Below are 17798 nucleotides of genomic sequence, written 5' to 3'. Positions count from 1 at the left end.
GGGCCGGTAGAGTCGCCGCCCGTGATCGAAACCCTTGTCTGGATCGCCCTGGCTCTCGGTGTCATCGGGGTCTACCTCAGCTGGAGCGCCGGCCGGCTGGACCGGCTGCACTCGCGCATGGACGCCGCGCGGGCCGCCCTCGACGCCCAGCTCGTACGGCGCGCCTCCGTGGTGCTGGAGGTGGCCACCTCCGGCGTCCTCGACCCCGCCTCGTCCCTCGTGCTCTACGAGTCCGCGCACGCCGCCCGGCAGGCCGAGGAGGAGCACCGGGAGGTCGCCGAGAGCGAGCTCAGCCAGGCGCTGCGGGCCGTCTTCGCCGACGCCGACCAGGTGGAGGTGCTCAAGGCGGCCCCGGGCGGGGCCGAGGCCACCGAGGACCTGGCGGCGGCCGTACGCCGGGTACCCATGGCCCGGCGGTTCCACAACGACGCCGTACGGGCCGCCCGCGCCCTGCGCAGGCACCGCAAGGTCCGCTGGTTCCGGCTGGCCGGACACGCGCCCTTCCCGCTCGCCTTCGAGATGGACGACGAGCCCCCGGCCTACCTCGCGGACCGGCCGGTCTAGGGGGTCCCGGCCTGCCCGGCAGCCCCCGCCGGTCCGGCCGCGGGGGCCGGTCCAGGGCCGCAGCGGACAAGTCGGGGAGCCACCGGCTACACATTGGCCCTTGCTGTGGACTGGTCGGTGGGGTTTTCTCAGTCGAGTAGTAGTCGCGTCTTCCCTTTCGAGTGAGGTCAACCCGTGAGCACGCTTCCCACCTCCCCCCAGTCCACCGAGTCGGCGATCGGCACCTCCCGCGTCAAGCGCGGCATGGCCGAGCAGCTCAAGGGCGGCGTGATCATGGACGTGGTCAACGCCGAGCAGGCGAAGATCGCCGAGGACGCCGGCGCCGTGGCCGTCATGGCCCTGGAGCGGGTCCCGGCCGACATCCGCAAGGACGGCGGCGTCGCCCGCATGTCCGACCCCAACATGATCGAAGAGATCATCGAGGCCGTCTCGATACCCGTCATGGCCAAGTCCCGCATCGGCCACTTCGTCGAGGCCCAGGTGCTCCAGTCCCTCGGCGTCGACTACATCGACGAGTCCGAGGTCCTGACCCCGGCCGACGAGGTCAACCACTCCGACAAGTGGGCGTACACCACCCCCTTCGTCTGTGGCGCCACCAACCTGGGCGAGGCCCTGCGCCGCATCGCCGAGGGCGCGGCCATGATCCGCTCCAAGGGCGAGGCCGGCACCGGCAACGTGGTCGAGGCCGTCCGCCACCTGCGCCAGATCAAGAACGAGATCGCCCGCCTGCGCGGCTACGACAACAACGAGCTCTTCGCCGCGGCCAAGGAGCTGCGCGCCCCGTACGAGCTCGTCAAGGAGGTCGCCGAACTCGGCAAGCTCCCGGTCGTGCTGTTCTCCGCCGGTGGCGTCGCCACCCCGGCCGACGCCGCCCTGATGCGCCAGCTCGGCGCCGAGGGCGTCTTCGTCGGCTCCGGCATCTTCAAGTCGGGCGACCCGGCCAAGCGCGCCGCCGCCATCGTGAAGGCCACCACCTTCTACGACGACCCGAAGATCATCGCGGACGCCTCCCGGAACCTGGGCGAGGCCATGGTCGGCATCAACTGCGACACCCTCCCCGAGTCCGAGCGCTACGCCAACCGCGGCTGGTAAGCGGACATGACCCACACCCCCGGCAACCCCGTGATCGGGGTGCTCGCCCTCCAGGGCGACGTACGGGAGCACCTGATCGCCCTGGCCGCGGCGGACGCCGTGGCCAGGCCGGTCCGGCGGCCCGAGGAGCTCGCCGAGGTCGACGCCCTGGTGATCCCCGGCGGCGAGTCCACGACGATGTCGAAGCTCGCCGTGCTGTTCGGCATGCTGGAGCCGCTGCGCGAGCGCGTGCGCGCCGGCATGCCGGTCTACGGCACCTGCGCGGGCATGATCATGCTGGCGGACAAGCTCCTGGACGGCCGCGAGGACCAGGAGACGCTCGGCGGGATCGACATGATCGTCCGCCGCAACGCCTTCGGCCGGCAGAACGAGTCCTTCGAGGCGAAGGTCGACTTCGCGGGCATCGGGGGCGGCCCCGTCGAGGGCGTCTTCATCCGCGCGCCGTGGGTCGAGTCCGTCGGCGCGGCCGCCGAGGTCCTCGCCACCTACGACGGCCACACGGTCGCCGTGCGCCAGGGCAACGTGCTGGCGACCTCGTTCCACCCCGAGCTGACCGGCGACGACCGTGTCCACGCGTACTTCGTCGACATGGTGCGCGCGGGGCTGTAACGGCGTCCCGGTAGGATCTGAGGCGAACACTGTTGGTGACGCGAAGGAGACAGGCAGATGTCCGGCCACTCTAAATGGGCTACGACGAAGCACAAGAAGGCCGTGGTCGACGCCAAGCGCGGCAAGCTCTTCGCGAAGCTGATCAAGAACATCGAGGTCGCGGCCCGTATGGGCGGCGCCGACATCGACGGCAACCCGACGCTCTTCGACGCCATCCAGAAGGCCAAGAAGAGCTCGGTCCCGAACAAGAACATCGACTCCGCGGTCAAGCGCGGTGGCGGCCTCGAGGCCGGCGGCGCCGACTACGAGACGATCATGTACGAGGGCTACGGCCCGAACGGCGTCGCGGTGCTCATCGAGTGCCTCACCGACAACCGCAACCGCGCCGCGTCCGACGTACGGGTCGCCATGACCCGCAACGGCGGCTCGATGGCCGACCCCGGTTCGGTCTCGTACCTGTTCAACCGCAAGGGCGTCGTCCTGCTGCCCAAGGGCGAGCTGTCCGAGGACGACGTCCTGGAGACGGTGCTGGAGGCGGGCGCCGAGGAGGTCAACGACCTCGGCGAGAGCTTCGAGATCATCAGCGAGGCCACCGACATGGTCGCGGTCCGCACCGCGCTCCAGCAGGCCGGCATCGACTACGACTCGGCCGACTCCAACTTCCTGCCGACCATGCAGGTCGAGCTGGACGAAGAGGGCGCGCGCAAGATCTTCAAGCTCATCGACGCGCTGGAGGACAGCGACGACGTGCAGAACGTCTTCGCCAACTTCGACGTCTCCGACGAGGTCATGGAGAAGGTCGACGCGTAACGCGTCCGCCGACACCATTCGAACGGCGGGCCGACGGGGACACACCCCGGCGGCCCGCCGTCGTGTTGTGCGCGATGTCAGTGGCTCCGGATAGCCTGCACGCACACGGACGGGCGATCGAACGGAAGCAGGGGGCAGGGTGCGCGTACTCGGTGTGGACCCGGGGCTGACGCGGTGCGGCGTCGGCGTCGTCGAGGGTGTCGCCGGCCGTCCCCTGACCATGCTCGCGGTGGGGGTCGTACGGACGCCGGCCGATGCCGAGCTCGGCGCCCGGCTCGTCGCCGTCGAACGGGGCATCGAGGAGTGGCTCGACGCGCACCGGCCCGAAGTCGTCGCCGTGGAGCGGGTGTTCAGCCAGCACAACGTGAGCACCGTGATGGGCACCGCCCAGGCGAGCGCCGTCGCCATGCTGTGCGCGGCCCGCCGCGGCATCCCCGTCGCCCTGCACACCCCGAGCGAGGTCAAGGCCGCCGTCACCGGCAGCGGCCGCGCCGACAAGGCCCAGGTCGGCGCCATGGTCACCCGGCTGCTGCGGCTCGCCGAGCCGCCGAAGCCCGCCGACGCCGCCGACGCCCTCGCCCTCGCCATCTGCCACATCTGGCGGGCCCCCGCCCAGAACCGCCTCCAGCAGGCGGTCGCCCTGCACGCCTCGAAAGGCCGTACCCGATGATCGCCTTCGTCAGCGGCCCGGTCGCCGCGCTCGCCCCCACCCTGGCCGTGATCGAGGTCGGGGGAGTGGGCATGGCCGTGCACTGCACGCCGCACACGATCGCCGGCCTGCGGACGGGCGAGCCGGCCCGGCTGGCCACCTCCCTGGTCGTACGGGAGGACTCGCTCACCCTGTACGGCTTCGCCGACGACGACGAGCGGCAGGTCTTCGAGGTGCTGCAGACGGCGAGCGGGGTCGGACCGAGGCTCGCGCAGGCGATGCTCGGGGTGCACCGGCCGGACGCGCTGCGGACCGCCGTCTCGACGGGAGACGAGAAGGCGCTGACGGCGGTGCCGGGCATCGGCAAGAAGGGGGCCCAGAAGCTGCTGCTGGACCTCAAGGACAAGCTGGGGGCCCCGCTGGGCGCCAGCGGCCTCGTCGGCGCCCAGCGGGCGGTGGCGGCCGGCCCCGCGCCCTGGACCGAGCAGCTCGCCGCGGCCCTCATCGGGCTGGGGTACGCCGCGCGCGACGCGGACGAGGCCGTCTCCGCGGTCACCCCGCAGGCCGAGGAGGCCATCGCGGCCGGCGGCCAGGCCCCGGTCCCGCAGCTCCTGCGGGCGGCCCTGCAGTCCCTGAACCGCGCCCGCTAGCCGCCGGGCCGGGCGGGCCGCCGGCGGTCACTGCCGGGCGCCCGGCAGCCGCGTACGTCGCGCAGCCGGCGTTTCCCCGGCCGGGGAACGCCGTCCGGCCCGCGGGCCCCCGGCCGGCCGTACCGGCTGCCACCGCAGCAAACCGCAGCAACCGAGAAGGCAGACTGACACCGTGAACTGGGACGACGACACCACCGCCGAGGACGAGGCACGGATCGTCGAGGTCGCCGCGGACGGCGAGGACACCGCCGTGGAAGCGGCCCTGCGGCCCAAGGACCTCGGTGAGTTCGTCGGCCAGGAGAAGGTCCGCCAGCAGCTGGACCTGGTCCTCAAGGCCGCCCGGCAGCGCGGGGCCACCGCCGACCACGTCCTGCTGTCCGGCGCGCCCGGCCTCGGCAAGACGACCCTCTCCATGATCATCGCCGCCGAGATGGGCGCCCCGATCCGCATCACCTCGGGCCCCGCGATCCAGCACGCCGGCGACCTCGCCGCGATCCTCTCCTCCCTCCAGGAGGGCGAGGTCCTCTTCCTCGACGAGATCCACCGCATGTCGCGGCCCGCCGAGGAGATGCTCTACATGGCCATGGAGGACTTCCGCGTCGACGTGATCGTCGGCAAGGGCCCCGGCGCCACCGCGATCCCCCTGGAGCTGCCGCCCTTCACCCTCGTGGGGGCCACCACCCGGGCCGGCCTGCTGCCCCCGCCGCTGCGCGACCGCTTCGGGTTCACCGGGCACATGGAGTTCTACGCCCCCGAGGAGCTGGAGCGCGTCATCCACCGCTCCGCCGGCCTCCTCGACGTCGAGATCGACACCGCCGGCGCCGCCGAGATCGCCGGACGCTCCCGCGGCACCCCGCGCATCGCCAACCGCCTGCTGCGCCGGGTCCGCGACTACGCCCAGGTCCGCGCGGACGGGGTGATCAACCGCGAGGTGGCCGGCACCGCCCTCAAGGTCTACGAGGTGGACGAGCGCGGGCTGGACCGCCTCGACCGGGGCGTGCTGGAGGCGCTGCTCAAGCTCTTCGGCGGCGGCCCCGTCGGCCTGTCGACCCTGGCCGTGGCCGTGGGTGAGGAGCGGGAGACCGTCGAGGAGGTCGCGGAGCCCTTCCTGGTCCGCGAGGGCCTGCTGGCGCGCACGCCCAGGGGACGGGTGGCGACGCCCGCCGCCTGGGCCCACCTGGGACTCGTACCTCCGCAGCACGGCGGGAGCGGATCAAGCGGACAACAGGGCTTGTTCGGGGCCTGACGGCGCGGACGTTCGCCCCCTCAGGAACTGCGATGCCATGCTGGGCGTTGTTCCATCGGTGCGGACTCGCCTAGACTCCGCCGATGCCGACCCTTCGGGTCGGCATGCCCACCCCCCGTAAAAAGGCCGCCGTCCGCGTGCGGTCGTGCGAAGGATTTCCGTCCCGTGAATCTCGTGACCTTCCTCCCGTTCATCGTGCTCATCGGGGCCATGATCCTGATGACCCGCTCCGCCAAGAAGAAGCAGCAGGCGGCCGCGCAGATGCGCAACGAAATGACGCCCGGCACCGGTGTCCGCACCATCGGCGGCATGTACGCCACGGTGAAGGAGGTCGGCGACGACACCGTCACCCTCGAGGTCGCCCCCGGCGTCCACGCCATCTACGCGAAGAACTCCATCGGTGCGGTGCTCGAGGACGAGGAGTACAACCGCATCGTCCACGGCGTCATCGCCGACGCCGAGGGCGACACGCCGGTCGTCCCCGACGACGCGTCCTCGCTCACCGGGACGCCGAAGGCGGACCTCACGAAGGACGAGGACGAGGCTCCCAAGCTCGACCTGGGCAAGAAGGAGGGCTCGGTCGACGAGCCCGGCGACGAGCCCAAGGACGGCAAGGCCGACGGCGAGGCCGGCGCGAAGTAGCACGCGGCCCGGGACCGCGGGGCGCCTGACCGGCGGCCTTCGCGGTCCCGGTCAGTGACCCACTTCTGCGGGGGGCAGGGGTCCCCACCACACATTTCGTGGCCGTCCGCGCGCTGACCCGGCGCGGGGCGGTTGGACAGGGAGAAACGACAAGGTGGCAGCACCGAAGAAGGGCCGGCGGCCCACGGGGGCTCAGGGGAGGCCGGGGCGTGCCCTGGCGATCATCCTGATCGCGATGGTGGCGCTCACCGCGGGGATGTTCGTCTCGAACCAGACGACTCCCCGGCTCGGCATCGACCTCGCAGGCGGCACGAGCATCACGCTCAAGGCCAAGAGCGAGCCCGGCAAGCCGGACGCGATCAACGAGACCAACATGAACACGGCGGTCGGCATCATCGAGCGCCGCGTCAACGGTCTCGGCGTCTCCGAGGCCGAGGTCCAGACCCAGGGCCGCGACCACATCATCGTCAACATCCCCAAGGGGATGAACGAGAAGCAGGCGCGCGAGCAGGTCGGTACCACCGCCCAGCTCTACTTCCGCCCGGTCATCGCCTTCGCGGACGGCGCCCCCGCCGCTCCCGAGGGCAGCCCGAGCCCGAGCCCCTCCGCCAGCGGCTCCGGCGCCCCCAAGGCCGAGGACGGCAACAAGTCCTCTCCGTCGGCCACCCCGTCGTCCAGCGCCACTTCCCAGGGCCGCGCGCTCAGTGAGGCCCTCAAGGCCCCGAACGCCCCCACTCCCTCGCCCTCGGCGAGCGAGTCGAAGAAGGCAGACGACAACAAGGCCCCGTCGCCCTCCGCGTCGGCCCCGCCGACCGGTGACGAGGCGGCCGCGGCCGACCTGCAGGCCCGGTTCGCCACCCTCGACTGCACCGACGAGGCGCAGCGCGCCGCTGTCGGCAAGGGCGTCAAGCCCACCGAGCCGACGCTCGCCTGTGGCCAGCGCGGCGAGGCCTGGGGCAAGTGGGTGCTCGGTCCGGCCGCGGTAGAGGGCAAGGACATCAAGAGCGCCAAGGGCGTCATCGACCCGCAGTCGGGTCAGTGGATCGTCACGATGGACTTCAACGACAAGGGCAGCGACGCCTTCGCGAAGGTCACCGGCGAGCTCTCCGCCAAGCAGCCGCCGCAGAACCAGTTCGCGATCGTGCTCGACGGCGACGTCGTCTCCGACCCGTCCGTCTCCTCGGCGATCATGGGCGGCAACGCGCAGATCTCCGGCGGCTTCACCCAGCAGTCCGCGCAGGACCTGGGCAACATGCTCTCGTACGGCGCCCTGCCGCTCTCCTTCAGCGAGGACAGCGTCACCACCGTCACCGCCGCCCTCGGCGGCGAGCAGCTGCGCGCCGGCCTGATCGCCGGTGCGATCGGCATGCTCCTCGTGGTGATCTACCTGCTGGTGTACTACCGCGGCCTCGCGTTCATCGCGATCATCAGCCTCCTGGTGTCCGCGGTCCTCACCTACTCGATCATGTCGCTGCTCGGCAAGGGCATCGGCTTCGCGCTCAACCTGCCCGCCGTCTGCGGGGCGATCGTGGCCATCGGCATCACAGCGGACTCGTTCATCGTCTACTTCGAACGCATCCGCGACGAGATCCGCGAGGGCCGCACCCTGCGTCCGGCCGTGGAGCGCGCCTGGCCGCGCGCCCGGCGCACGATCCTGGTCTCCGACTTCGTGTCGTTCCTCGCCGCCGCGGTGCTCTTCATCGTCACGGTGGGCAAGGTCCAGGGCTTCGCCTTCACACTGGGTCTGACGACCCTGCTCGACGTCGTCGTGGTGTTCCTCTTCACCAAGCCCGTCATGACGCTGCTGGCGCGTACGAAGTTCTTCTCCAGCGGCCACCCGTGGTCCGGGCTGGACCCGCAGCGGCTCGGCGCCAAGCCCCCGCTGCGCCGGTCCCGCCGCACCAGCCCCGCCCCCGCCCCCGTCGACGCAAAGGAGGCGTGAGAGATGTCGAAGCTGGGAGATCTCGGCGCCAGGCTGTACCGCGGTGAGGTCGGCTACGACTTCGTCGGCAAGCGCTTCCTCTGGTACGGCGTTTCCATCCTGATCACCATCACGGCCATCGTGGCCGTGGCCGTTCAGGGCCTCAACATGGGGATCGAGTTCAAGGGCGGTGCCGTCTTCACCACCCCGAAGACCTCCGTCTCGGTCGCGAAGGCCACGGAGGACGCGGAAGAGGCCTCCGGCCACGACGCGATCGTCCAGGAGCTCGGCACCGGCGGCCTGCGGATCCAGATCTCGGGTGTGGACACCGCCGCCGCGAGCGACGTCAAGAAGCAGCTGGCCTCCGACCTCAAGGTCAACGAGGCTGACATCAACGCCGACCTGGTCGGCCCCAGCTGGGGCTCCCAGATCGCGAACAAGGCCTGGACCGGCCTCGGCATCTTCATGGTCCTCGTGGTGATCTACCTCGCCATCGCCTTCGAGTGGCGGATGGCGGTCGCGGCACTGATCGCCCTGATCCACGACCTCACGATCACCGTCGGCGTGTACGCGCTGGTCGGCTTCGAGGTGACCCCGGGCACGGTCATCGGTCTGCTGACGATCCTCGGTTACTCCCTCTACGACACCGTCGTCGTCTTCGACGGTCTCAAGGAGGGGTCGAAGGACATCACGAAGCAGACCCGCTACACGTACAGCGAGGTCGCCAACCGCAGCATCAACGGCACGCTGGTCCGCTCGATCAACACCACGGTCGTGGCGCTGCTCCCGGTCGCCGCGCTGCTGTTCATCGGCGGCGGCTTCCTGGGCGCCGGCATGCTGAACGACATCTCGCTGTCGCTGTTCGTCGGCCTCGCCGCCGGTGCGTACTCCTCGATCTTCATCGCGACCCCGCTGGTCGTCGACCTGAAGGAGCGCGAGCCGGCCATGAAGGCACTGAAGAAGCGCGTGCTCGCGAAGCGGGCGGGCGCGGCGGCCAAGGGCGAGTCCGCGGACGACGGCTACGGCACCGACGCCGATGACGCGCCCGAAGCCGTGGCGCCGGGCCGGCCGGGGCGTCGCCGGTGACCCCGCCGCTGACCGAGGACGTGCGCGGGCTGCTGCTCGGCCGCATCAAGGACGTACCGGACTACCCGAAGCCGGGCGTGATGTTCAAGGACATCACCCCGCTGCTGGCGGACCCGAAGGCGTTCGCCGCGCTGACCGACGCGCTCGTGGAGCTGGCCGGGAAGTACGGCGCGACGAAGATCGTCGGACTGGAGGCGCGCGGGTTCATCCTGGCAGCTCCGGTCGCCGTGCAGGCCGGGATCGGCTTCGTGCCGGTGCGCAAGGCCGGGAAGCTGCCGGGTGCGACGCTCGCGCAGTCGTACGAGCTGGAGTACGGGACCGCCGAGATCGAGGTCCACGCGGAGGACCTGTCGGCCGGTGACCGGGTCATGGTCATCGACGACGTCCTGGCCACCGGCGGCACCGCCGGGGCCTCGCTGGAGCTCATCCGGCGGGCCGGTGCGGACGTCGCCGGGGTCGCGGTCCTGATGGAGCTGTCGTTCCTGCCGGGCCGGGCCCGGCTGGCCGGCGCCCTGGACGGGGCTCCGCTGGACGCCCTGATCGTGGTCTGACCGTTTCCATGCACGAGCGGCGGGCACCCCGGTTCACCCCGGGGGCCCGCCGCTTTCGCGTACGGCGCCGGGGCCCCGTCCGGGCCTGATCCGGCCCCGGCGGCCCGAGGCGCGGGCTCGGCGAACGGGGCGCGGGAACCCTCGCTACCATGGGATGTCCGGACCTGACCGGGGCACCGGATCCTCCCCCAGACTCCGTCCGGGGGGACCCCCGTGAGGAGCGCTCTTGCCAGACGAGGTCCAGCCAATCTCCGCCGCGCAGCCCGACCCGCAGGCCGAGGCGCCCGCGGCGCCCGCCGCCGCGCCCCCGCCGGCGCCCCCGGCGACGGCGGCCGAGCGCGCTCCGGCCGTTAAGCCCGCCCCGGCCCCGGCGGCCAAGCCCGCGCCGGGGAAGTCGGCCGGGTCCTCCAACCGGGTGCGGGCCCGGCTCGCCCGCCTCGGCGTGCAGCGTTCCAACCCGTACAACCCGGTTCTGGAACCCCTCCTGCGCATCGTCCGCAGCAACGACCCGAAGATCGAGACGTCGACGCTGCGCCAGCTGGAACAGGCCTACCAGGTCGCCGAGCGCTGGCACCGCGGCCAGAAGCGCAAGAGCGGCGACCCGTACATCACGCACCCGCTCGCCGTGACGACCATCCTCGCCGAGCTCGGCATGGACCCCGCCACCCTGATGGCCGGCCTGCTCCACGACACCGTCGAGGACACCGAGTACGGCCTGGAGGACCTGCGCCGCGACTTCGGCGACGCCGTGGCCCTCCTCGTCGACGGCGTCACCAAGCTCGACCGGGTCAAGTTCGGCGAGGCCGCCCAGGCGGAGACCGTCCGCAAGATGGTCGTCGCGATGGCCAAGGACCCGCGCGTCCTGGTCATCAAGCTCGCCGACCGCCTGCACAACATGCGCACCATGCGCTACCTCAAGCGGGAGAAGCAGGAGAAGAAGGCCCGCGAGACCCTGGAGATCTACGCCCCGCTGGCGCACCGGCTGGGCATGAACACCATCAAGTGGGAGCTGGAGGACCTCGCCTTCGCGATCCTCTACCCCAAGATGTACGACGAGATCGTCCGGCTGGTCGCCGAGCGCGCGCCCAAGCGGGACGAGTACCTCGCCGTCGTCACGGACGAGGTGCAGACCGACCTGCGGGCGGCCCGGATCAAGGCCACCGTCACCGGGCGGCCCAAGCACTACTACAGCGTCTACCAGAAGATGATCGTCCGAGGCCGCGACTTCGCGGAGATCTACGACCTGGTCGGCATCCGCGTCCTCGTGGACACCGTCCGGGACTGCTACGCCGCCCTCGGCACCGTGCACGCGCGATGGAACCCGGTCCCCGGCCGGTTCAAGGACTACATCGCGATGCCCAAGTTCAACATGTACCAGTCGCTCCACACCACGGTCATCGGCCCCAGCGGCAAGCCGGTCGAGCTGCAGATCCGCACCTTCGACATGCACCGCCGGGCCGAGTACGGCATCGCGGCGCACTGGAAGTACAAGCAGCAGACCGTCGCCGGCACCTCCAAGGTGCGCACCGACGTCCCCCAGGCCGCCAAGGGCAGCGCCGGCCAGGACACCGTCAACGACATGGCCTGGCTGCGCCAGCTGCTGGACTGGCAGAAGGAGACGGAGGACCCGGGCGAGTTCCTCGACTCGCTGCGCTTCGACCTCTCCCGCAACGAGGTCTTCGTCTTCACGCCCAAGGGCGACGTCATAGCGCTGCCGGCCGGCGCCACTCCCGTGGACTTCGCGTACGCGGTCCACACGGAGGTCGGCCACCGGACCATAGGGGCCAGGGTCAACGGCCGCCTGGTCCCGCTGGAGTCCACGCTCGACAACGGCGACCTGGTCGAGGTCTTCACCTCCAAGGCCGAGGGGGCCGGACCGTCACGGGACTGGCTGGGCTTCGTCAAGTCCCCGCGGGCCCGCAACAAGATCCGCGGCTGGTTCTCCAAGGAGCGCCGCGACGAGGCCATCGAGCAGGGCAAGGACGCCATCGCGCGGGCCATGCGCAAGCAGAACCTGCCGATCCAGCGGATCCTGACCGGCGACTCCCTGGTCACCCTCGCGCACGAGATGCGCTACCCCGACATCTCCTCCCTGTACGCGGCGATCGGCGAGGGCCACGTGGCCGCGCAGGGCGTCGTACAGAAGCTCGTACAGGCCCTCGGCGGCGAGGAGGCGGCCAACGAGGACATCGAGGAGAGCATCCCGCCCGCCCGGGGCCGCAGCAACCGGCGCAAGAACGCCGACCCGGGCGTGGTCGTCAAGGGCGTCGACGACGTGTGGGTCAAGCTGGCCCGCTGCTGCACCCCGGTGCCGGGCGACCCGATCGTCGGCTTCGTCACGCGCGGCAGTGGCGTATCGGTTCACCGCGCGGACTGCGTCAACGTGGACTCCCTCTCCCAGGAGCCCGAGCGGATGCTCGAGGTCGAATGGGCGCCCACCCAGTCCTCGGTTTTCCTGGTCGCCATCCAGGTCGAGGCGCTGGACCGGTCCCGCCTGCTGTCGGACGTCACCCGCGTCCTGTCCGACCAGCACGTCAACATCCTCTCGGCGGCCGTGCAGACCTCCCGCGACCGGGTGGCCACCTCGCGGTTCACCTTCGAGATGGGCGACCCCAAGCACCTCGGACACGTCCTGAAGGCCGTCCGGGGCGTGGAGGGCGTCTACGACGTCTACCGCGTGACGTCCGCGCGCAGGCCGTAGCGGCCGGGCCGCCACATGACGGTGGGCGCCACCCCCTCGGGGATGGCGCCCACCGTCATGTACGCGGGGTCCGGGGCCGTCAGCCGCCGAACTCCTCCAGGCCCTTGAGCGCCTGGTCCAGCAGGGCCTGGCGGCCCTCCAGCTCACGGCCCAGCTTGTCGGCCTTCGCGTTGTTGCCCGCGGCGCGCGCCGCGTCGACCTGGCCGCGGAGCTTGTCGACGGCCCCTTGGAGCTGACCCGTCAGCCCGGCCGCACGCGCCCGGGCCTCCGGGTTCGTACGGCGCCACTCGCCCTCCTCGGCCTCCTGGATGGCCCGCTCGACCGTGTGCATCCGGCCCTCGACCTTGGGCCGGGCGTCGCGCGGCACGTGGCCGATGGCCTCCCAGCGCTCGTTCAGCGAGCGGAACGCGGCACGGGCCGCCTTCAGGTCGGTGACCGGGAGGAGCTTCTCGGCCTCGTCGGCCAGCTCCTCCTTCAGCTTCAAGTTCTCGATCTGCTCCGCGTCGCGCTCGGCGAAGACCTCGCTGCGCGCCGCGAAGAAGACGTCCTGCGCGCCGCGGAATCGGTTCCACAGGTCGTCCTCGGACTCCCGCTGCGCGCGGCCCGCGGCCTTCCAGTCCGCCATCAGCTCGCGGTAGCGGGCCGCCGTCGGACCCCAGTCGGCCGACTTCGACAGCGACTCGGCCTCCGCGACCAGCTTCTCCTTCACCTTGCGGGCGTCCTCGCGCTGCGCGTCGAGCGAGGCGAAGTGCGCCTTGCGGCGCTTGGAGAAGGCGGAGCGGGCGTGCGAGAAGCGGTGCCACAGCTCGTCGTCGGACTTGCGGTCCAGGCGCGGCAGACCCTTCCAGATGTCCACCAGGGCGCGCAGCCGTTCGCCGGCGCTGCGCCACTGGTCGCTCTGCGCCAGCTCCTCGGCCTCGACGACCAGCGCGTCCTTGGCCGCACGGGCCTCGTCCGTCTGCTTGGCCTTCTGGACCTTGCGCTCCTCGCGCCGCGACTCCACGGTCGCGACCAGCTTGTCGAGCCGCACGCGCAGGGCGTCGAGGTCACCCACGGCGTGGTGCTCGTCCACCTGCGTGCGCAGGTGGTCGATGGCCGTCTGCGCGTCCTTGGCGGACAGGTCAGTGGTCCGCACCCGCTTTTCGAGGAGGCCGATCTCGACCACCAGGCCCTCGTACTTGCGCTCGAAATAGGCCAGGGCCTCCTCAGGGGTCCCCGCCTGCCACGAGCCGACGACCTTCTCGCCATCGGCAGTACGCACGTACACGGTGCCCGTCTCGTCGACTCGGCCCCACGGGTCGCTGCTCACAGCGCCTCCTCCACCTGATGCCTGCGAGGGGTTCGCCCCCTGGGCATCGTCCACAGTTTCCTGGGGCGGGCAGCGCCCGCCCTGCACAACGCCAACATAGGCGACCGCCGGGCCGGCTGTCCGCATCCCGCACGACGGAATCTCGGCGTGCGGGGGAGGGAACGGCCGGTCCGGGGGGTCGCCGTGCCCCGTCAGCTCTGGGTCACGGTGCCCTTCTCGATCTTCACCTCGGTCTTCGGTGCCCCGTCCTGGCCGCCGTCGGCCGTACCGGCCTTGGCGACCTCCTCCAGGACCTTCAGGCCGGCCGCGTCGATCTTGCCGAAGGGCGTGTACGACGGAGCCAGCGGGCTGTCCTTGTAGACGAGGAAGAACTGGCTGCCGCCCGAGCCGGGCTGACCGGTGTTCGCCATCGCCACCGTGCCCGCCGGGTAGACGACCTGCCCCTGCTCGTTCGCCTTGCCGAGGGAGTCCAGGTTCTCGTCCGGGATGGTGTAGCCGGGGCCGCCCGTGCCGGTGCCCTGCGGGTCGCCGCACTGGAGCACGAAGATCCCGCCCGTCGTCAGCCGGTGGCACCTCGTGTTGTCGAAGTACCCGGCGTCGGCGAGCGACTTGAACGAGTTCACCGTCTGCGGGGTCTTCGCCGCGTCCATCGCGAACGTGACGTCGCCGGCACTGGTCTTCAGGGCGAAGGTGTACTTGGCCTTCGCGTCGATCGCCATCGCGGGCGACGGGGACTGCTGGGGCGTCGGCGAGGAGGACGGGGTCGCGGCCGGGTCGGCCGCCTGGTCCTTCTTGTCCGAGTCGAAGACCCCGCCCACGACGAGACCGACGAGCGTGGCGACCACCACGGCCACCGCCGCGCCGATCACGGCCGCGCGTCGGCGGGACTTCTGCCGGGCCTCGGCCCTGCGCTGCTGCTGGCGCTCGTACTTCTCTTTGGCGAGCTGTCGCCGCCGCTGATCGCTCGTGACCACCGGGTCGTCTCCTTGTGCGTCTCTGGTACCGCTGTCCGGGCTGGGATAGGCCGTACCGTATATGGGTTCGCTGTGTAATGAGCGGCGCCGGTAGGCTCTGAGCAGCAGCATTCCGATGTGCAGCCTCCCGCCGGACGACGATTGAGGACGAACGTGCTGATTGCCGGGTTCCCGGCCGGGGCCTGGGGGACCAACTGTTACGTGGTCGCCCCCGCCGCCGGTGAGGAGTGCGTCATCATCGACCCGGGCCACCAGGCCACAGAGGGTGTCGAGGAGATGCTGAAGAAGCACCGGCTCAAGCCCGTGGCGGTCGTCCTGACCCACGGCCACATCGATCATGTGGCCTCGGTCGTCCCGGTGTGCGGAGCACACGACGTACCGGCCTGGATCCACCCCGAGGACCGCTACATGATGAGCGACCCGGAGAAGGCCCTCGGCCGCTCGATCGGCATGCCGCTCATGGGCGAGCTGACCGTCGGCGAGCCGGACGACGTCCGCGAGCTGACCGACGGCGCGGGCCTGAAACTGGCCGGAATGGACTTCTCGGTCGCCCACGCGCCGGGCCATACCAGGGGGTCGGTGACGTTCCGGATGCCCGAGCTGGCCGCCATCCCGCCGGTCTTCTTCTCGGGTGACCTGCTCTTCGCCGGCTCCATCGGCCGCACCGACCTGCCCGGCGGCTCCCACGCCGAGATGCTCGAATCGCTGGGCCGCGTGTGCCTGCCGCTCGACGACTCCACCGTGGTGCTGTCCGGCCACGGCCCCCAGACCACCATCGGCCGCGAGCGCGCGACCAACCCGTACCTGCGGGAAGTCGCCGCCGGCCTGGCAGCGGACCCGAAAGCCGCTCCACGACGAGGAATGTGACGAGAGTTCCGTGAGTACTTTTCAGGCCCCCAAGGGCACGTACGACCTGCTGCCGCCCCGGTCCGCGACCTTCCTCGCGGTCCGCGAGGCGATCGCCGCGCCGCTGAGGAACTCGGGCTACGGGTACGTCGAGACCCCCGGCTTCGAGAACGTCGAGCTGTTCTCCCGCGGCGTCGGCGAGTCCACCGACATCGTGAGCAAGGAGATGTACACCCTCACCACGAAGGGCGGCGACCAGCTCGCCCTGCGCCCCGAGGGCACCGCCTCCGTGCTGCGCGCCGCGCTCCAGGGCAACCTGCACAAGGCCGGCCTGCTGCCCGTCAAGCTCTGGTACTCGGGCTCGTACTACCGCTACGAGCGGGCGCAGAAGGGCCGCTACCGCCACTTCTCGCAGGTCGGCGCCGAGGCGATCGGTGCCGAGGACCCGGCGCTCGACGCCGAGCTGATCATCCTGGCCGACCAGGCCTACCGCACGCTGGGCCTGCGCAACTTCCGGATCCTGCTCAACTCGCTGGGCGACAAGGAGTGCCGTCCCGTCTACCGGGAGGCCCTGCAGGCGTTCCTCGGCGGGCTGGACCTGGACGAGGACACCGTCCGCCGGGCCGAGATCAACCCGCTGCGCGTCCTCGACGACAAGCGGGAGTCCGTACAGGCGCAGCTGGTCGGCGCGCCGATGCTGCGCGACTACCTGTGCGACGCGTGCAAGGCGTACCACGAGGAGGTGCGGGCGCTCGTGACGGCGGCCGGCGTCGTCTTCGAGGACGACGAGAAGCTGGTGCGCGGGCTGGACTACTACACCCGGACCACCTTCGAGTTCGTCCACGACGGCCTGGGCTCGCAGTCCGCCGTGGGCGGCGGCGGCCGCTACGACGGGCTGTCCGAGATGATCGGCGGACCGGTCCTGCCGTCCGTGGGCTGGGCGCTGGGCGTCGACCGCACGGTGCTGGCGCTGGAGGCGGAGGGCGTGTCGCTGGACATCCCCGCGTCGACCTCGGTCTTCGCGGTGGCCCTGGGCGAGGAGGCCCGCCGGGTCCTGTTCGGCAAGGTCACCGAGCTCCGCAGGGCGGGCGTCGCGGCGGACTTCTCCTTCGGGGGCAAGGGCCTCAAGGGCGCGATGAAGGACGCGAACCGGTCGGGGGCGCGGTTCGCCGTCGTCGCCGGCGAGCGGGACCTGGCCGAGGGCCTCGTCCAGCTCAAGGACATGGAGTCCGGCGAGCAGGGCACGGTGCCGCTCGCCGAGCTGGTCGACACCGTCCGGGCCCGGCTGGCCTGACGGCCGCTGCCGCCGACGGGGCGGGGACGGGGTGCCGCTGCGGCGTGCACCCCGTCCCCGCCCCGGGTCGTTCCGGGGGCGGCGCGGTCCGGTGGGGACCGGCTGGAGCAGCCTCGCCGTCCTTATGTCCGTCGAACGGTGGACCCACAGCCCCGTACGGCACAATGGCCGGTGCTTGGTGACCTTGCAGATGCGGAGCGGGCGGTATGACGACACGAGGTACGGACGCGGACACCGCCCCGAGGACGACGATCGGGGGCAGCCGGGCCCTGGCCCTGCTGCTGGTGATCACCGGGGCCGCGGGGCTGCTGGCCGCCTGGGTGATCACGATCGACAAGTTCAAGCTGCTGGAGGACCCGGACTTCACCCCGGGCTGCAGCCTGAACCCGGTCGTCTCCTGCGGCAACATCATGAAGAGCGACCAGGCGGCCGTCTTCGGCTTCCCGAACCCCATGCTCGGACTGGTCGCCTACGGGATCGTGGTCTGCGTCGGCATGAGCCTGCTGGCGGGAGCCCGGTTCAGCCGCTGGTACTGGCTCACCCTCAACGCGGGCACCCTCTTCGGCGTCGTCTTCTGCGCCTGGCTGACCTACCAGTCCCTGTACAACATCAACTCGCTCTGCCTCTGGTGCTCCCTGGCCTGGGTCGCCACGATCATCATGTTCTGGTACGTCACCTCGCACACCGTCCGCGAAGGGCTGCTGCCCGCGCCGGACTGGCTGCGGGGCTTCTTCGCCGAGTTCACCTGGGTGCTCCCCGTCCTGCACATCGGGATCATCGGCATGCTGATCCTGACACGCTGGTGGGACTTCTGGACCTCCTGAGCCGGGCGGCCCTGTCAGCGGGCTCGCATA

General features: G+C 71.2%; 17 protein-coding genes. 15 read left to right on the top strand and 2 right to left on the bottom strand.

The window, feature by feature from the left end; translation table 11 throughout:
• The first annotated feature begins 21 nt into the window (after positions 1 to 21).
• From ACFWTC_RS10925 to ACFWTC_RS10870, 12 genes are all read left to right on the top strand, one after another.
• Positions 22 to 564, top strand: coding sequence for a hypothetical protein (locus ACFWTC_RS10925; RefSeq protein WP_383923337.1), 543 nt, complete (start codon positions 22 to 24; stop codon positions 562 to 564).
• A 174-nt stretch (positions 565 to 738) separates the two neighbouring features.
• Entirely contained in the window at positions 739 to 1656 is a 918-nt protein-coding gene (pdxS, locus tag ACFWTC_RS10920) for a pyridoxal 5'-phosphate synthase lyase subunit PdxS (protein ID WP_384028094.1), read from the top strand.
• A 6-nt stretch (positions 1657 to 1662) separates the two neighbouring features.
• Positions 1663 to 2265, top strand: a complete 603-nt coding sequence (gene pdxT / locus ACFWTC_RS10915; RefSeq protein ID WP_383923332.1) for a pyridoxal 5'-phosphate synthase glutaminase subunit PdxT — start codon at positions 1663 to 1665, stop codon at positions 2263 to 2265.
• A gap of 57 nt (positions 2266 to 2322) precedes the next feature.
• A complete protein-coding gene (locus tag ACFWTC_RS10910) occupies positions 2323 to 3075 on the top strand; it encodes a YebC/PmpR family DNA-binding transcriptional regulator (RefSeq protein WP_328297664.1) in 753 nt (250 codons plus the stop codon).
• Positions 3076 to 3214: 139 nt separating this feature from the next.
• Entirely contained in the window at positions 3215 to 3745 is a 531-nt protein-coding gene (ruvC, locus tag ACFWTC_RS10905; RefSeq protein WP_383923330.1) for a crossover junction endodeoxyribonuclease RuvC, read from the top strand.
• A complete protein-coding gene (gene ruvA / locus ACFWTC_RS10900) occupies positions 3742 to 4374 on the top strand; it encodes a Holliday junction branch migration protein RuvA (RefSeq protein ID WP_383923328.1) in 633 nt (210 codons plus the stop codon). The genes ruvC and ruvA overlap by 4 nt, the downstream gene beginning before the upstream one ends.
• A 172-nt stretch (positions 4375 to 4546) precedes the next feature.
• On the top strand, positions 4547 to 5620 hold the full coding sequence (gene ruvB, locus ACFWTC_RS10895) for a Holliday junction branch migration DNA helicase RuvB (protein WP_383923325.1): 1074 nt from the start codon (positions 4547 to 4549) through the stop codon (positions 5618 to 5620).
• A 165-nt stretch (positions 5621 to 5785) separates the two neighbouring features.
• Positions 5786 to 6262 carry a preprotein translocase subunit YajC gene (yajC, locus tag ACFWTC_RS10890; protein WP_383923322.1) on the top strand — a complete coding sequence of 159 codons (477 nt, stop codon included), beginning with the start codon at positions 5786 to 5788 and terminating at the stop codon, positions 6260 to 6262.
• 154 nt (positions 6263 to 6416) lie between these two features.
• On the top strand, positions 6417 to 8204 hold the full coding sequence (secD, locus tag ACFWTC_RS10885) for a protein translocase subunit SecD (RefSeq protein WP_383923319.1): 1788 nt from the start codon (positions 6417 to 6419) through the stop codon (positions 8202 to 8204).
• 3 nt (positions 8205 to 8207) lie between these two features.
• Positions 8208 to 9269, top strand: coding sequence for a protein translocase subunit SecF (gene secF / locus ACFWTC_RS10880; protein ID WP_383923317.1), 1062 nt, complete (start codon positions 8208 to 8210; stop codon positions 9267 to 9269).
• 8 nt (positions 9270 to 9277) lie between these two features.
• Positions 9278 to 9820 (top strand): adenine phosphoribosyltransferase, encoded by a 543-nt coding sequence (locus ACFWTC_RS10875; protein ID WP_383923379.1) that lies wholly within the window; start codon positions 9278 to 9280, stop codon positions 9818 to 9820.
• Positions 9821 to 10046: 226 nt separating this feature from the next.
• The gene (locus ACFWTC_RS10870; RefSeq protein ID WP_383923315.1) at positions 10047 to 12521 is read left to right on the top strand and encodes a RelA/SpoT family protein; all 2475 of its coding nucleotides are present in this window, start codon (positions 10047 to 10049) and stop codon (positions 12519 to 12521) included.
• Between the two features lie 79 nt (positions 12522 to 12600).
• On the opposite strand, the gene ACFWTC_RS10865 is transcribed toward ACFWTC_RS10870, so the two are convergent.
• The gene (locus tag ACFWTC_RS10865) at positions 12601 to 13830 is read right to left on the bottom strand and encodes a DUF349 domain-containing protein (protein ID WP_383923312.1); all 1230 of its coding nucleotides are present in this window, start codon (positions 13828 to 13830) and stop codon (positions 12601 to 12603) included.
• A 191-nt stretch (positions 13831 to 14021) separates the two neighbouring features.
• On the bottom strand, positions 14022 to 14804 hold the full coding sequence (locus tag ACFWTC_RS10860) for a peptidylprolyl isomerase (RefSeq protein ID WP_384028093.1): 783 nt from the start codon (positions 14802 to 14804) through the stop codon (positions 14022 to 14024).
• Between the two features lie 153 nt (positions 14805 to 14957).
• Between ACFWTC_RS10860 and ACFWTC_RS10855 the strand changes: the two genes are divergently transcribed.
• The 3 genes from ACFWTC_RS10855 (at position 14958) to ACFWTC_RS10845 (ending at position 17768) form a co-directional block, all read left to right on the top strand.
• On the top strand, positions 14958 to 15671 hold the full coding sequence (locus tag ACFWTC_RS10855; protein ID WP_383923307.1) for an MBL fold metallo-hydrolase: 714 nt from the start codon (positions 14958 to 14960) through the stop codon (positions 15669 to 15671).
• A 10-nt stretch (positions 15672 to 15681) separates the two neighbouring features.
• A complete protein-coding gene (hisS, locus tag ACFWTC_RS10850; protein ID WP_383923305.1) occupies positions 15682 to 16944 on the top strand; it encodes a histidine--tRNA ligase in 1263 nt (420 codons plus the stop codon).
• Positions 16945 to 17150: 206 nt separating this feature from the next.
• Positions 17151 to 17768: a vitamin K epoxide reductase family protein gene (locus ACFWTC_RS10845; RefSeq protein ID WP_384028092.1), complete on the top strand. Its 618-nt coding sequence runs from the start codon at positions 17151 to 17153 to the stop codon at positions 17766 to 17768.
• The last annotated feature ends 30 nt before the right edge of the window (positions 17769 to 17798 follow it).

The sequence above is a fragment of the Streptomyces sp. NPDC058619 genome (genome assembly GCF_042717785.1).
Classification (GTDB): domain Bacteria; phylum Actinomycetota; class Actinomycetes; order Streptomycetales; family Streptomycetaceae; genus Streptomyces.
The sequence above is the reverse complement of the archived record's forward strand: the minus strand, read 5'-3'. Positions and strand labels throughout refer to the sequence as shown.

Coding starts and splice junctions, on each gene's coding strand:
- ACFWTC_RS10910 (WP_328297664.1), top strand. CDS start 2,323: ATGTCCGGCCACTCTAAATGGGCTACGACGAAGCACAAGAAGGCCGTG.
- pdxT (WP_383923332.1), top strand. CDS start 1,663: ATGACCCACACCCCCGGCAACCCCGTGATCGGGGTGCTCGCCCTCCAG.
- ACFWTC_RS10845 (WP_384028092.1), top strand. CDS start 17,151: ATGACGACACGAGGTACGGACGCGGACACCGCCCCGAGGACGACGATC.
- ruvA (WP_383923328.1), top strand. CDS start 3,742: ATGATCGCCTTCGTCAGCGGCCCGGTCGCCGCGCTCGCCCCCACCCTG.
- secF (WP_383923317.1), top strand. CDS start 8,208: ATGTCGAAGCTGGGAGATCTCGGCGCCAGGCTGTACCGCGGTGAGGTC.